We start from the raw sequence: 13437 nt of genomic DNA, 5'->3' as shown, positions 1-13437 counted from the left end.
AAATATCGCTACTTCCTTACTCTCCCAATGGTTTGGAAGAGTTTTTATTAGTTGGAAGGGTTTCAGGAAACTTTTTAAATACTATTTCTATTTCTTTTTATCTATTTACTTTTCTTTTATTACTCTTCCAACTCTTCCAAATAAGAAATAAAAGTAATATAAAAGGCTTTATACCAACGTTTTAAGACTGGAAGGGTTTTTCTAAAACTCTTCCAAAACTATTCCAATAACCCTTCCACAATGTAAAATTACAAGTTGAGTTTTATAAAATTAGGGTTGTACTCTTTCAAAAGTTCTATTCCTAAATATTGAATTCCGTTTGAGGGCTTCCATTTTATTTTTTTCTTCATTTCTTTACCGAATTTAGTACTAGTCATACGGTACTGATGATTCTCTTTCGCCCACATATCGTAAGCCTGAAATAGTAAACTACCTTTGACTCTTGATGTTTCGCTTCTTTTTCTACAACACTCATCTAAAAACATCTCAATAGGGTCCATTTCTGTACGGTATTCTTCTCTCTGCTCTCTGATGATTTTTGGTTCAGCAAGTCCGAGACGTTGCCACTCAAGGTAACCGTCAACACACCACTTAATGATTGCAGGCAGTTCCTTTTTAAGTTTCTGTGTTAGATCCTTATCAACTTCATGAAGCGGTATTTGCTTTTCGAATGGTATGATGACGAATCTTCGCCATATTCCCTCGTCAGTGCCTCTAACATATGGCTTATGGTTCGTTGCCATCCAAAGTTTCAACTGTGGTGTAAACTCGAATTCGTTTTCGTATAATCGTCGTGCTGACACCTTGTCACCACCGGTTAATTGTTTTAATAATCCCTCGTCAAATCGGTCACCCTCATTCGGTTCTGTAGTAGTAACGAATCGAGCGCCATCGAGTTTGGCGATTTCAGGTGATGCGTCAGAATTATTTTTACCGGCCATGATTGCTTGTGGTCGAATGTTCGTTGCATAATCTCCAAAAACTTCATTCATGATGTCTAAAAATACTGATTTACCATTTCGACCATTACCGTATAAAACAAATAGCACTTGTTCTGATGTGAAACCTGATAATGAGTAACCGACTGCTCGTTGGATATAATCAATTAATTCTTGTCTTCCTAAAAATATGTCATTTAGGAAGTCTAACCATATCGGACAATCAGCATTATCTGTGTATTCTGTGTTACTCATTTTTGTAAAGAATTTGTTTTTCTCATGTTCGTGTAGCATTCCGGTAGCTAAATCGATATAACCGTTTTGAGTATTAAAAAGTGTGAAATCCGTATCAAAATTATGATGATGAATCGGCAACAAGTGCTGACATTCTTTCATCATGTTCACTTTTTTACTGTGGTTACGTGAATCTTTCCAGTGTCGATATCGGTACTTCTTCATATCTTCTTCGTCCACATCATCACTGATGTACAATTTTTCGTCTTTCAACTTATTCACAACTTTATCCACAAGATGCTTCATCTTACCTGCATCGTCTTTTTTCCAACGCTTGCCGTCATAGTAAAACCATGCATTTGCTGTGTAGTTGTATCGAATGTAATCGCCGTAATAATCACGTAATCGTTCAGCGTTGCCCGTGTCATCGTATGAATAACGCTTGTCTTTCTTTGCAGGCTTAACGTCTTGCTCCATGACATAAATCTGAAAATCGTTATCGGGTGAAACTTCAGGAATAAACTCGTTGCTGCAACTTTCTATTGCTCTTGAAATTGTGATATTGCCGTACGTATCTTCACCACGAGTTTCATCCCATTTATCACGGTATAACACTGATTTTCTGAAAATCGCGTCCATCTTGTGTGGATCACGTGCGGTCCAAAACGCTAGGTCGTTACAGAATGCGAGGTCCGCTTCTGATTGTGATGAGTAGAATTGTGACCAATCCCCCTCGTATAGAGTAGTAAAACGTAAACCATTTTTAGATTTTTTAGCAATATCGATAATCTGTTCTATTGATAAATCATTGCCGAATCCTTTGTTGGTGTTAATAATTTTCTTTTCTGTATCAGGCTTTAGAATGTATTTACTGTGTAAGTAGGATAGTTTATTCATCTCATCTTCGTTAATGCGGTTATATCCACCAATGTGTTTGCCTGTCATCGTGAAGAATCGACCATGATTATAAATTTCTACATTGCCACGTCTGCGACCTTTTGCAGGTAATTCACCTTTAACAATTAAGTGAATACCGCTTCCCGATGGACTGATTTCTGCATAGGTTTCGAGTATCTCTATAAATTCCGAAACAATGTTTTCGGCTTCTTCATTTTCTAAATATTCGGTAATTTCTTTACCGACACCATCTAGGTCGACACCGATATATGGTTCTTTGAAGAAAAAACCAATACCGTCATAATTGATAGATAGACTTGCGGCATCTTCGAACGATACCCATGTATTTTCGTCGTTGGACTTCGCCATTTGATTGGTAAGGGGGTTATAAGGGCGTTTTGTTTTACGCCCGTTTGTACCTTGCTCAATCTTGAAGCAACACCAACGATCTAATTCTTTTAATTCGTAAGGTATATTGTCGTACATAATAACCCTCCTTGTTTTTATTTACGAATTAAAATGGTAAGTCGTCATCATCAACATTAACTTCTCCACCTGCAAATGGATTCTCACCGTCTTCGGTAGTTTTAAATTGATGTGTCATTTCCGGTAACGCTGTTTTATCCCAACGTTTAACGTTTAGATTTTCATAAGTGTTGCCGTTATATTCTGAAGTTTCGTTTTTAACTGTGACTTTAACTGGTTTGCCTAAGTAGTCATTGAATAATTCTTCAATTGACGAATATGCTTTACCTTGTTGCAATTGTGCCGCTGCACCGATTGTGTTGAAAAATCGCATGTCGTATTTACCAGTTGCTTTTGCTTTCCAAATCTTATGGAAAATAACGTTATTTTTATATTTTTGATTTACGTCATTTCTGATTGTTAAGCGCATGTCTACGTGTTCTGCTCCACCTGGCGTTACATTTTCCTCACACTTTGTAATCACCGTTTCATAAGTCCCATCTTGGATACCTCCATCGAAAGTATCCTCCATATTTAAAGTAAAGTTTGTCATAATTTAAAATCTCCTTTTTATTTGATTAGTCCTAAATGTTTGCCTTGAAAGTATGCCCAACCAGGTTTATAACCCCTGTTTTTAGCTAATTCGTATAACTCTTTCATACTCTTGCAGTCTTTAGGTTCTTTAAAATTTAATTTGATAAATGTTTCTTCTGTAATTTCTTCTAATTCTGTTTCTGAATCTTGTTGTAATGCTTGCTCTTCTGATTTCCATTCATGCCCGCAATATGGACATTCCGAGTGTGTAGAAGCTACTACACTAAAACATTCTGGGCATTGTTTAGCCATAACAGTATTCTCTTCACGCTTCTTTTTATCAACGCCTTTAAAATGCTCATGCCAGTCATGCTCGGTTGTAGGTAACCCATGTGTAAGATAATTGCCTACATGATCTATGATGATTGCTGTCTTGTTTTCTTGATAACGCATCGCACGCATAGTCTGCTGAATGAATAACGTCAGTGATTTAGTAGGGCGTAGCAGTATGACACAGTGACAATCTGGCACGTCTACACCTTCGCCGTACAACTCGGCATTAACGAGTATATTAACCTCGTTATTTCTGAATTTTGCCATTGCTGCATCACGTTCAGATTTAGGTGTTTTACCATCAACTTGCAACGCTTTATAACCTGATTGATTAAACTTTTCTGCAACCTGCTTACTCGATTCAACATTGTGAGTGTAGATAATAGTTTTCTTACCGTCAGCAAACTTCTTATAGTTTTCAACGGCATCACCATAAATTGTCGTTTTCATCGCGTTTGTAATTGAATCAGAACGGTAGTCACCTGTGCTAGCTGTTTTTAATTGATTAGCGTCGAGCAAATTCACCGAATAATATTTAAACGGTGCTAATCGTTTGTTGTCGATTAACCATTTAACTGTTTTACCAGGTATTAAATCAGTGAACACGTCTGTAAAACCTCTACCGTTTAATCTACATGGTGTTGCGCTGAAGCCAAACACATACGCGTCGGGAAACGCCTCGAATATATCGAGATACGTTTTTGCTAATGAGTGGTGCGCTTCGTCCACTAAGATGATTGACGGTTCAGGTTCTGCACCACGTTTGACACGATTCTTGATTGTTTGAACCATTCCGACATGACATAGATCCATGTCAACATTGTTTAATCGAAACGTGTTTTTGATTTGGTTCACTAACTCTATCCTGTGTACGCAAAACAGCACTCTATTGCCTTTGTCAGTCGCACGCCTTGCTACCTCTGACATGGTGACAGACTTACCGCTTCCTGCATTCAGGCAGGCGACTGTACCATAATGTTTTGATTACCTTTTCCAATCGAATCATATAATCCATTAATTAATTCAATTTGGTAATCTCTCAGTTGGAAGTTAGTCGCCATTGTTGACCACCTCCCCGCCAACGTTAAATAATTCATCTTGCAGACAATGTTTTCTGCTATCTAACTGATTTTTAGCGTAAATACTATTTGTAGCTTGTAAGTAAAAACCTCTTGTTTCTGTCTTTTCGTTATACTTCAATTTTGCAACTACTTGACACAGTCCTGCGATATTATCACGTATAGTTTTCCGAATATCCGGCACAGTTTTAGTGAGAATTTGACCACCCTCCGAATGAAATTCTTCTGTGGTTTCCCACGCTAAAAAAACGAGACGCTTGCCCAGTGATTGCATAAATCTAAAACTGTCAATTATGAAGAAATCTACTTGTTGATAATGTCTCATTTCTGGGACTCTTTGATTTCGTCCGTCTCTTCCTAAATTTGCTAACATCGCTCTAAACAATTCAGAAATGTTATCTATTACTATATTTTCGTACTTCGATAAGTCTGATTCTTTTAAAAACTTTGCTAGTTCAGCATATTCATTCCAAGCCTCGTGAGTATTAAAATCTAAAATATCTACATCCGGATTATTTCTTAGTGGGTATTCTGTTTTATCTACAGATATATATAATGTTTTACCTTCTAAAAAATTGATCGTATGTGTTTTACCGGTTCCAGGAGGTGCATATAATAAATAAGTTATTTTCTTTTTTTGTATTTCTGATGCTGGTTTTATGTTAAATGTCATGATGCATCCTCCTGTAACCAACCCCACAGTTGACCTTTGTTTTATAACCACTGTTATTTGTAGGTGGTTTCATGATGATACTTTTCTTTAAACTCTTTATTTTTCCTGTATTACTCACTTCATATAAACCCTCATAGTTTAAAATTGGTTTCCATACTTCCAATCATCTCACCCCTAAACTTTCATTCTCGATGAGCGATGCACCTTTAACTTCAATTCCTGCTTTAATGTCTTTCTTTATTTGCGTTTTGTTTATTTTAGGCGCTTGTTCTACTTTGTACTTATCAGGTATTGCACTTTCGTCATCAATCTGAGTTAAGTCAGATTTACGAATGAAGTATGTGAATTCCTGAGTTTTAAAGTTCGTTTCGCCTTTAAACTTCATTGATTCAAGCATATAATTTTGAAGTGATTTGATTTTGTTTTCATATGATTTACGACGTTTATTAAGTGCCGTCTCACGTTCTTTTAATGTATTTACATCACCTTTTAACGATAGAACCATCTTTTGCATAGAATCATATTTACGTTTTTGCTCGTCTTGAATTGCGTCTAATGTGTCTTTTACATCATCAAAACTTAATTCTTCATTTTCCAGCATTTCTAAAATTGTGAGTTCGTTTTGATTAAGGTCAAATAAATTACTCATCAAATGACGCCTCCTCTTTCAAAATTCTTTCAATTTCTTTAATTGCTTCTTCAACGAGTTCTTCGGTGAACCATTTTGAAATTTTTATATGTTTAGCACGTCCAAATTCGACGACATATATGAATGAAATTTCGGGTTTTCCGTTTCTCATTGAAAATCTTAATGAAGCTGTTTTGTTGGATTTATAAATCAACTTGTTGATGTGATTTGCTATTTTTAAAGCTTCTGATTTAGTCAAAATACGGGTTCCTCCTCGTGATCTTCGAGAGTCCAATTGTCTAATTCTCTCTTTAATTTTTCGGCTTCTTCGGACTTAAATTTATAAAGACCCTCTAAAATCTCAATTCTTTCTTTAAGCTCCTGATTTTCCTGTTCTAATTTAGTTTCAGAAGCGATTAAATTTTTAAATTCTGTGTAGGATACTTTGATTTTTTCTGACATGATGGTTCCTCCTATGATTTGTGGTATAATTAATCCATAAAAAAATATTTTTTATTACTTCGACTGTTTGCTAGTTGCAGCTAGCACTCAGTCTTTTTTAATGCTTCGATTGTGTAGTAGGTACCGTAGTATGTGATGATTTCAACCACAGTTAGCACAAATAAGATTGTGGTAAAGTACACACCTACAAAAGCAAGCGCTGTACCTAGTACAAATGCGACGGCAACCGTCATGAACCATGCAATAATGTTTTTCATTTTAATCACCTCCTTATAAGTCCGTTTCTCTGATTAAAATGTTTTCTTTAATAAATTTAAGCGCTGGTTCAATCTCGATATAGCGTTTACCGCCTTTTCCGAATCTGAACATACACGTCTTTCTGAAATCTGCATTTGCATATACTTCATGTTCAAGATGCCATTCAGAAATACCGCTAATTTTGATAAATTCTTGTGCATCTGCAAATCCGATAAATTCCATTTTTCTTTTCTCCTTATTTAAATTTCGTTGTGCTATACTTTTCTTATCTCCTGGCGAAAGGAGGTGAGAAGTATGAGTTTTAAAATGTACTGTTACTTGTTTTCGCTTTACCTTAAAGGCCAATTGAAATACAAAGATAATAGAACTACTGATCGTTTATTAAACAAAAATTACATCTATCAAAAAATTGTGGATTTTGACGGTTATTTTCCTATTCATGACGATTACGTCTATATCTCTGATGAAGGTAGAGAATTCTTCGAAAACTTTAATTTAAAATTTGCAATACCACTGCTACTATCGACATTGTCATTGCTAGTATCGATAACAGCGTTGGTAATATCGATTTTGTTTTAGCCTCTTCTGTTGGTCGGTTATTTTCGTTTAAAGAATTTATGAGATAGCCGACTGACCGATTGAAATTAGAATCTCTTTCTTCCATTGCTATTATCAGTAAACTTGCAATGGTCATTCGATAATTGCTGTCATTCAATATTGATAGAAATTTATTTTTTTCTTCTTCGTTCATAGTGTCCTCCTTTAAGTTGTGACTTTTTCTTTTTCTCTTGAAAACAGATATTCAATTTCATACTCTGGAAAGAAAGTATTTTTAATAAGTAACGCTTCTCCAAATTTGAAATCAGAAATACCGTTAATCTTATCTGATACCGTTTGATATCGAACCTCTAATAAGTCTGCGATATCCACCAGAGATACTTTATTCTGTTTTCTAACTTTTTCTAAATTGGTCAACATTGTACCTCCTCCAATTATACGAATTTTCGTATTTGAAATTTTAAAAATTAGCACTGCCGAAGTGCTTAAGTACACTATATACGAAATTTCGTGCCTAGTCAATACTAATTTTCGTATTTTTTTATTTCCTTTGCCTTGATATACGATTTTTCGCATGTTATTATATAAGTATATTTTAGAAATGAGGTAACCAAAATTGGAAAAAGAAAAACATTTAAAACATTTAATGGAATTAAAATCCGGTTCGGTTAAAGCTTTTTCAGAAGAAATAGGGTTAGCTTATACGACAGTTCGTTCTATATTAGAAAGAGGAGTGTTCAATGCTAAAGTAGAAAATATAATTAAAATTTGTAAAGGGTTAAATATTAAACCAGAAAACTTGATGGGGATTGATGATACGTTAGTTAGCGACTCAATAACTACATTAATCCAACTCACACCTTCCCGTCAAAAGCGTGTATTAGACTACGCTACTGAACAATTAGATGAACAAAACAACAAAGTCTTACATATCAATTCAAACAACATAGTATCAGAAGAGGTCGCCGTTTATGGTTATGCTTCAGCAGGTACCGGAGAAACGTTAATAGATGGTGTAGAGTTCACAACACAGTACAACGGACACATACCTAATCACGACTTTGCATTGCAGGTCAACGGTGATTCAATGGAGCCTATGTTTGAAGATAAAGAGATTATCTTTGTTGATAAAACGAAACAAATTAATAGTGGTCAAATCGGTATCTTTGTTATTGATGGTGAAGCTTATTTAAAAAAGGTATTTATCAACGAAAAAGGAATACGTTTAGTTTCGTTGAACTCAAAATATCCTGACTTACATTTTGATAGTAGTCACGATATTAAAGTAGCGGGAAAAGTTATACTGTAAGGAGATGGTCATTTATGAAAGCTAAACAAAGGGATAAGAAATATTTTTTGGATAAATTCGCTGATTTTAAAACTATTATAGAAACAACGGGAACAACAAATTTCCAGGGAGTTGAATATAGCGGTTCGATTATATCTTCTCTTAAAGAGATAGCCTTCGTGTGTGAGAAAAAGGATTTTATATATGTAATTCCATGGTCTGATATAAATTCTGTGACATCTAAAAAAACTTTCACATCTAATAACATCTATTTAACTTATGACAATTCATCTAAGGATTTAATTTTTAAATTTACTAATGTTGAATCTGTGATAGCTATAGAAGTTTTATCTCAAGCGCTGGACGAACAAAAAACAACTCTAGAAACACAAAAAGATTTATTACGTACTAAAGAAAAAGAAATCGAATTATTAAAAGAAGAATTAAATAACTTAAAATCAAACAAAGATTCGTTAGCGACAAACTTATATACTAACCATTCAGAATTTCAACAAATAAAAGACAATTCCCCTGTTGTAACACAAAACAATGTGGAAAACCATGATTCAATAAATGACGAGAAAACGACCGACAACATTCTTCGTGAATCCTTTATCGTAGTTGGTTTAAATTACGATAATAGACGTAATAAATTGAAAAAAATGATAAATTCTATGAAAAAGAACGAAGAATTTATTTTCTTGTATGAAGATTTAAGAGGAAACGAATTAATAGAGGAACTGGAATTAGGCGGTGAATTATTTGAAATAGCTAGTTACGAAAGTGTTCCGGGAGTTTATTTAAAAAAAGAACCAAATAACATTTATGATTCTAATGCTATAAAGGTTATGATTTCTAACGAGTACGGTAAATTCACTGTTGGATATATTCCTAAAGAGAATGCAGAATCCTTAAACGATTATTTAGATAACATAGTTGATTGTACAGCCTATATTTATGGTGGAAAATATAAAGAATTTGATTATATTGAAGAAAAGATAGTAACAAAAGAAAAAAATTATGGTTTAAAATTGGAAATATCTTACTTTAAATAAGGATTATTACGTCACTTTATCACTAGACGATGAGGGTAAAGTGAAAAGTCTTATAGTTTCAAGTTTCGAATAATATACATGGGTACCTTGCCGTACCCTTATTATTTTTTACTTTTTTTGAGGAGGAACTACAAAATGGCATCATTTACAGTAACAAAACGTAAAAATAAAACGTCATCGTCCTGGCAATACGACGTCAAACACCCCTCTTTTAAATCAGGCAAGAAACGTAAATCAGGATTCAAAACTAAAGCTGAGGCGGTTAATGCAGCACAACAATTGATACGCGATTTAGAAGATGGAAATGCAATTGACGATAAAACATTTAAGGAGTATTACAATGATTGGCTTGTGATAAAAAATAAGAAAAATTTATCTAAGCGCCAATATTATTGGTATGAACGTTCTATTATTTTGTTTGAAAAATATTTCGGTGCAGGTATGTTAATAAAAAATATTATTCGAACAGAGTATCAGAAATTTTTAAATGATTACGGTGAGGGTCATACTGATGAAACTGTACGAAAAGTGCATGGCTGTTTATCTCGTTGTTTGCGTGATGCATTATATGATGGTTATTTAAAAAAGGACCCTACCTATAATGTGGAAGTCAAAGGAACGAAAAAATCAAAAGAAGAAGCTACAAAATTTATGACAATAAAACAATACGAAAATTTGATTGAATATTTTAAAAAACGAAATGAAGAAAGTTATATTTTTCTTTTTATTTTAGCAATTACTGGAGCTAGATATAGCGATGCAATAAATATGATAGATATAGATTTAAATGAGAAAGAAGGCATTATACATTTACGAGGTACTAAATCAGCCAATGCTGATCGCTTTGTAGAAGTTGCTCAAAAAGACATAAAACTTATTAAATCTAAGTTGGCTAAGTTACCTAAGCGTGTTGATGGTAAACTGTTCAAATTAAGTCATAGTGCTGTATCTAAAGCATTTAATCATGCAAAAAAAGAAGTAGGTTTAAAAGACGATTCAATAACACCTTATGCATTAAGACACACTCACACATCGTATTTACTTTCGAAAGGAATACCAATCGAGTATATAAGTAAAAGATTAGGACATTATAAAATATCTATTACTCTTGATATTTATTCCCATCTGCTCGACGAACATAAAAAAGAGCAAGGTCAACGTGTCAGAGAATTATTTTCTTGACACATATTTGACACTTGCTTTTCATAAATCTCATTAAACCAATGGTTTCAAGCTATAGTTTACGGAGAGTGAGGGATTCGAACCCTCGAGACGCTTTTGGCGCCTACACGCGTTCCAGGCGTGCTCCTTCGGCCAACTCGGACAACTCTCCACCTTATAAAATATAAAAAATCAGAAGCGATATTTCACTTCTGATTGTATGACCCCTACGGGACTCGAACCCGTGTTACCGCCGTGAAAGGGCGGTGTCTTAACCGCTTGACCAAGGGGCCGTGGCTCCACAGGTAGGACTCGAACCTACGACCGATCGGTTAACAGCCGATAGCTCTACCACTGAGCTACTGTGGAATAACAATGAAGCGGGTGATGGGAATCGAACCCACAACATCAGCTTGGAAGGCTGAGGTTTTGCCATTAAACTACACCCGCATAAAAATTAAACGATATAGGCGGTTGATGGGAATCGAACCCACGAATGTCGGAACCACAATCCGATGCGTTAACCACTTCGCCACAACCGCCGTGATTTAAGAAGTGGTTCAGGACGGAATCGAACCGCCGACACAAGGATTTTCAGTCCTTTGCTCTACCGACTGAGCTACTGAACCATTTTAATAATGGCGGTCCCGACGGGAATCGAACCCGCGATCTCCTGCGTGACAGGCAGGCGTGTTAAACCGCTCCACTACGGGACCACTTATAAAAATTGCGGGAGGCGGATTTGAACCACCGACCTTCGGGTTATGAGCCCGACGAGCTACCGAACTGCTCCATCCCGCGATAATAGTATTTGTAAATCACTTACTTAACCATCATAACAAACTATCAATCTAATGTCAACAATTTTTTAATTTTTTTAAAATAAAAATTTCAAATTAAAAAGTTGTGATGACTCCTACGGGACTCGAACCCGTGTTACCGCCGTGAAAGGGCGGTGTCTTAACCGCTTGACCAAGGAGCCAAATCATTAGAATTGTAAAGGACTTTTTAAGTATATATTTAACCATTAAAAACGTCAACATCTTCCCATTAAAAATATGTGTAATTTAAATACTTTTTAGCAAAAACATACCTAAAGTGATGAATTAACTTCCCTTCCACCCGTCATACGAGTTAAAATCACCACTCAAACAACCAATCGAGTAGGAGAATAGTCATTAACTGACTATTCGTCCTCTCACACCACCGAGCATACAGTTCCGTACTCGGGGGTTCAATATCTTGCGTAAGCCAACTCTGCAAGCTGGGCTAATGGTATCAGTCCCCACTTGTAGAGTTGTTTTGTTGTAAGTGCACGATGAACCTCATGCGTATTCGATAATCGCCAGTACTTTTTGCGAGACTGTGCGATTTTCATTGCACTTCTATGGTCAAGACCATATTGGCGTAACATCTTATATTGAGTTCTTACTCTTTTCCACCGTTTAAGAATGAGTTGTCTAAGTCGGCGGTTTAGCCAAGATTGCGTGGTTTCAATAAATCCTTTGATAAAACCTCTGCCAAAGTAATTTATCCAACCTCGTGTTACTTGGTTGATTTCAGTGATAATCTCTTTAAAGGTACCAGGTCTATTTCGTTTCGTTATTTTCCTTAAGGCGCGTATTAAATTTCTTTTTGCTTCCGTAGTCGGTCTGAAACGATAAACCCCATTGACCTTGGTTATTAGACAACTCAAAAACTTTAAACGTGTAACTGCTCCGACTCTACTTTTCTCTTCATTGACAACCAACTTCAGTTGCTTTTCAATAAATTTCGTTACACTCGTCATTACGCGTTCACCTGCACGTTTTGTGCGTACAAAGATAACAAAATCATCGGCATATCGTACAAAACGGTGTCCACGCTTTTCGAGTTCTTTATCCAGTTCATGTAGATAGATATTACATAGTAAGGGAGAGATAACGCCCCCTTGTGGTGCACCTATCTTTCTTTCTGCGACTTCGCCAGATAGGTCAATAGCACCCACTTGTAAACTTCTACGGATAAATTTAGAAATTGACTTATCTTGAACGTGGCGTTCGAACAAATACATGAGCTTATCATGATTCAACATGTCAAAGCACTGTTTCAAATCACAATCCACAGCTATTTTATAGCCTTCTTCGTAATAGGCAACACATTGCTTAAGTGCTGTTCCTGTGCTACGATGCGGTCTGAAACCATGGCTATGATTTGAAAATGTTCGGTCGATGCCTGGTTCAATCACTTGTCTAATCGCTTGTTGTATCACTCTGTCTCTAGCGACAGGAATACCAAGCACACGCATTTTCCCGTTTGGTTTGGGAATTTGAACTTTTCGAACTGCTTGAGGTTGATAAGTACCATCAAGCAGTTTCTTTTTTATCTGCGAAAAGTATTGCGCAAAGTGGGCATGGAGTTCACTGACTTTCATGCCGTCAATTCCAGGAGCACCTTTGTTTTTCTTTACCTTCTTGATAGCTTTTTCTATGTTGTCAGGTCTTACAACAAGCTCCATCAGAGATGAAGACTTACGATACATTTCTTTCATTTCACCTAAGATTTACTGTACACACTTATGTATTCTTTTTCGTTCCACTACTTATCCTTCCATAAGTTGCCGGTTAAGACCGTATTCTGTACGTCGTAAATCTATAACCTCCAATCTTTACTTTGTATTGAATATTGTTCAGTCCTTCGGTACATTTTCCCTACTATGACTTCTGCTGACTTCTCATCATTCGTTGTTACTACGGTAGAAATACCGCTGATGAGACCTCCCCGGGTAAGGTATAACCTCTTTCCACTCATGTCACCGCATCATTTACTATATAGAACTCGGGTAGTATAGGACTTCATCTTGTTTAGCAGATTCATCCATTCCACATAGCCTTA

General features: G+C 35.7%; 16 protein-coding genes and 9 tRNA genes. 3 read left to right on the top strand and 22 right to left on the bottom strand.

The genetic code is table 11. From position 1 onward, the window contains the following. Positions 1 to 248 precede the first annotated feature (248 nt). The 12 genes from GZH82_RS05530 to GZH82_RS05480 all read right to left on the bottom strand — a co-directional run bounded on the left by GZH82_RS05530 (position 249) and on the right by GZH82_RS05480 (position 7479). Entirely contained in the window at positions 249 to 2555 is a 2307-nt protein-coding gene (locus tag GZH82_RS05530) for a phage/plasmid primase, P4 family (protein WP_162681634.1), read from the bottom strand. 28 nt (positions 2556 to 2583) lie between these two features. Next, a complete protein-coding gene (locus GZH82_RS05525) occupies positions 2584 to 3087 on the bottom strand; it encodes a DUF669 domain-containing protein (RefSeq protein WP_162681633.1) in 504 nt (167 codons plus the stop codon). A gap of 17 nt (positions 3088 to 3104) precedes the next feature. Beyond that, positions 3105 to 4328 carry a DEAD/DEAH box helicase gene (locus GZH82_RS05520; RefSeq protein WP_162681632.1) on the bottom strand — a complete coding sequence of 408 codons (1224 nt, stop codon included), beginning with the start codon at positions 4326 to 4328 and terminating at the stop codon, positions 3105 to 3107. Between the two features lie 123 nt (positions 4329 to 4451). Further along, on the bottom strand, positions 4452 to 5153 hold the full coding sequence (locus tag GZH82_RS05515; RefSeq protein WP_162681631.1) for an AAA family ATPase: 702 nt from the start codon (positions 5151 to 5153) through the stop codon (positions 4452 to 4454). Further along, positions 5143 to 5316 carry an NUMOD4 domain-containing protein gene (locus GZH82_RS05510; RefSeq protein WP_162681630.1) on the bottom strand — a complete coding sequence of 58 codons (174 nt, stop codon included), beginning with the start codon at positions 5314 to 5316 and terminating at the stop codon, positions 5143 to 5145. The genes GZH82_RS05515 and GZH82_RS05510 overlap by 11 nt, the downstream gene beginning before the upstream one ends. Further along, complete coding sequence (locus GZH82_RS05505; RefSeq protein WP_162681629.1) at positions 5317 to 5802, bottom strand: siphovirus Gp157 family protein; 486 nt, start codon at positions 5800 to 5802, stop codon at positions 5317 to 5319. Beyond that, positions 5795 to 6040: a hypothetical protein gene (locus GZH82_RS05500; protein WP_162681628.1), complete on the bottom strand. Its 246-nt coding sequence runs from the start codon at positions 6038 to 6040 to the stop codon at positions 5795 to 5797. Before GZH82_RS05500 ends, GZH82_RS05505 begins: the two co-directional genes overlap by 8 nt. Further along, complete coding sequence (locus GZH82_RS05495; protein ID WP_162681627.1) at positions 6037 to 6243, bottom strand: hypothetical protein; 207 nt, start codon at positions 6241 to 6243, stop codon at positions 6037 to 6039. The genes GZH82_RS05500 and GZH82_RS05495 overlap by 4 nt, the downstream gene beginning before the upstream one ends. An 80-nt stretch (positions 6244 to 6323) precedes the next feature. Next, a complete protein-coding gene (locus GZH82_RS13900; protein ID WP_203232850.1) occupies positions 6324 to 6500 on the bottom strand; it encodes a hypothetical protein in 177 nt (58 codons plus the stop codon). 13 nt (positions 6501 to 6513) lie between these two features. Continuing rightward, positions 6514 to 6723, bottom strand: coding sequence for a hypothetical protein (locus tag GZH82_RS05490; protein ID WP_096636863.1), 210 nt, complete (start codon positions 6721 to 6723; stop codon positions 6514 to 6516). A 268-nt stretch (positions 6724 to 6991) separates the two neighbouring features. Next, the gene (locus tag GZH82_RS05485; RefSeq protein WP_162681626.1) at positions 6992 to 7252 is read right to left on the bottom strand and encodes a hypothetical protein; all 261 of its coding nucleotides are present in this window, start codon (positions 7250 to 7252) and stop codon (positions 6992 to 6994) included. 11 nt (positions 7253 to 7263) lie between these two features. Continuing rightward, on the bottom strand, positions 7264 to 7479 hold the full coding sequence (locus GZH82_RS05480) for an XRE family transcriptional regulator (RefSeq protein WP_162681625.1): 216 nt from the start codon (positions 7477 to 7479) through the stop codon (positions 7264 to 7266). Between the two features lie 196 nt (positions 7480 to 7675). Between GZH82_RS05480 and GZH82_RS05475 the strand changes: the two genes are divergently transcribed. The 3 genes from GZH82_RS05475 to GZH82_RS05465 all read left to right on the top strand — a co-directional run bounded on the left by GZH82_RS05475 (position 7676) and on the right by GZH82_RS05465 (position 10584). After that, positions 7676 to 8368: a helix-turn-helix domain-containing protein gene (locus GZH82_RS05475; protein ID WP_162681624.1), complete on the top strand. Its 693-nt coding sequence runs from the start codon at positions 7676 to 7678 to the stop codon at positions 8366 to 8368. Between the two features lie 14 nt (positions 8369 to 8382). After that, complete coding sequence (locus GZH82_RS05470; RefSeq protein WP_162681623.1) at positions 8383 to 9402, top strand: HIRAN domain-containing protein; 1020 nt, start codon at positions 8383 to 8385, stop codon at positions 9400 to 9402. Positions 9403 to 9537: 135 nt separating this feature from the next. Further along, positions 9538 to 10584 (top strand): tyrosine-type recombinase/integrase, encoded by a 1047-nt coding sequence (locus tag GZH82_RS05465; protein ID WP_162681622.1) that lies wholly within the window; start codon positions 9538 to 9540, stop codon positions 10582 to 10584. 62 nt (positions 10585 to 10646) lie between these two features. Here GZH82_RS05465 and GZH82_RS05460 read toward each other — a convergent pair. The 10 genes from GZH82_RS05460 to ltrA form a co-directional block, all read right to left on the bottom strand. Further along, a tRNA-Ser gene (locus GZH82_RS05460) sits at positions 10647 to 10735 on the bottom strand. A 49-nt stretch (positions 10736 to 10784) separates the two neighbouring features. Next, positions 10785 to 10856, bottom strand: a tRNA-Glu gene (locus tag GZH82_RS05455). A gap of 1 nt (position 10857) precedes the next feature. Further along, positions 10858 to 10932: transfer RNA gene (locus GZH82_RS05450), tRNA-Asn, on the bottom strand. Between the two features lie 10 nt (positions 10933 to 10942). Next, a tRNA-Gly gene (locus tag GZH82_RS05445) sits at positions 10943 to 11013 on the bottom strand. A gap of 19 nt (positions 11014 to 11032) precedes the next feature. Continuing rightward, positions 11033 to 11105, bottom strand: a tRNA-His gene (locus tag GZH82_RS05440). A gap of 14 nt (positions 11106 to 11119) precedes the next feature. After that, positions 11120 to 11192: transfer RNA gene (locus tag GZH82_RS05435), tRNA-Phe, on the bottom strand. Positions 11193 to 11202: 10 nt separating this feature from the next. Beyond that, positions 11203 to 11279: transfer RNA gene (locus tag GZH82_RS05430), tRNA-Asp, on the bottom strand. Positions 11280 to 11290: 11 nt separating this feature from the next. Beyond that, positions 11291 to 11364: transfer RNA gene (locus GZH82_RS05425), tRNA-Met, on the bottom strand. Positions 11365 to 11473: 109 nt separating this feature from the next. After that, positions 11474 to 11545, bottom strand: a tRNA-Glu gene (locus GZH82_RS05420). 252 nt (positions 11546 to 11797) lie between these two features. Next, entirely contained in the window at positions 11798 to 13084 is a 1287-nt protein-coding gene (ltrA, locus tag GZH82_RS05415; RefSeq protein ID WP_162683007.1) for a group II intron reverse transcriptase/maturase, read from the bottom strand. Positions 13085 to 13437: the final 353 nt, after the last annotated feature.

Source organism: Staphylococcus sp. MI 10-1553 (assembly GCF_010365305.1).
Lineage (GTDB): Bacteria > Bacillota > Bacilli > Staphylococcales > Staphylococcaceae > Staphylococcus.
This window is presented reverse-complemented; position numbering and strand designations above follow the sequence as displayed.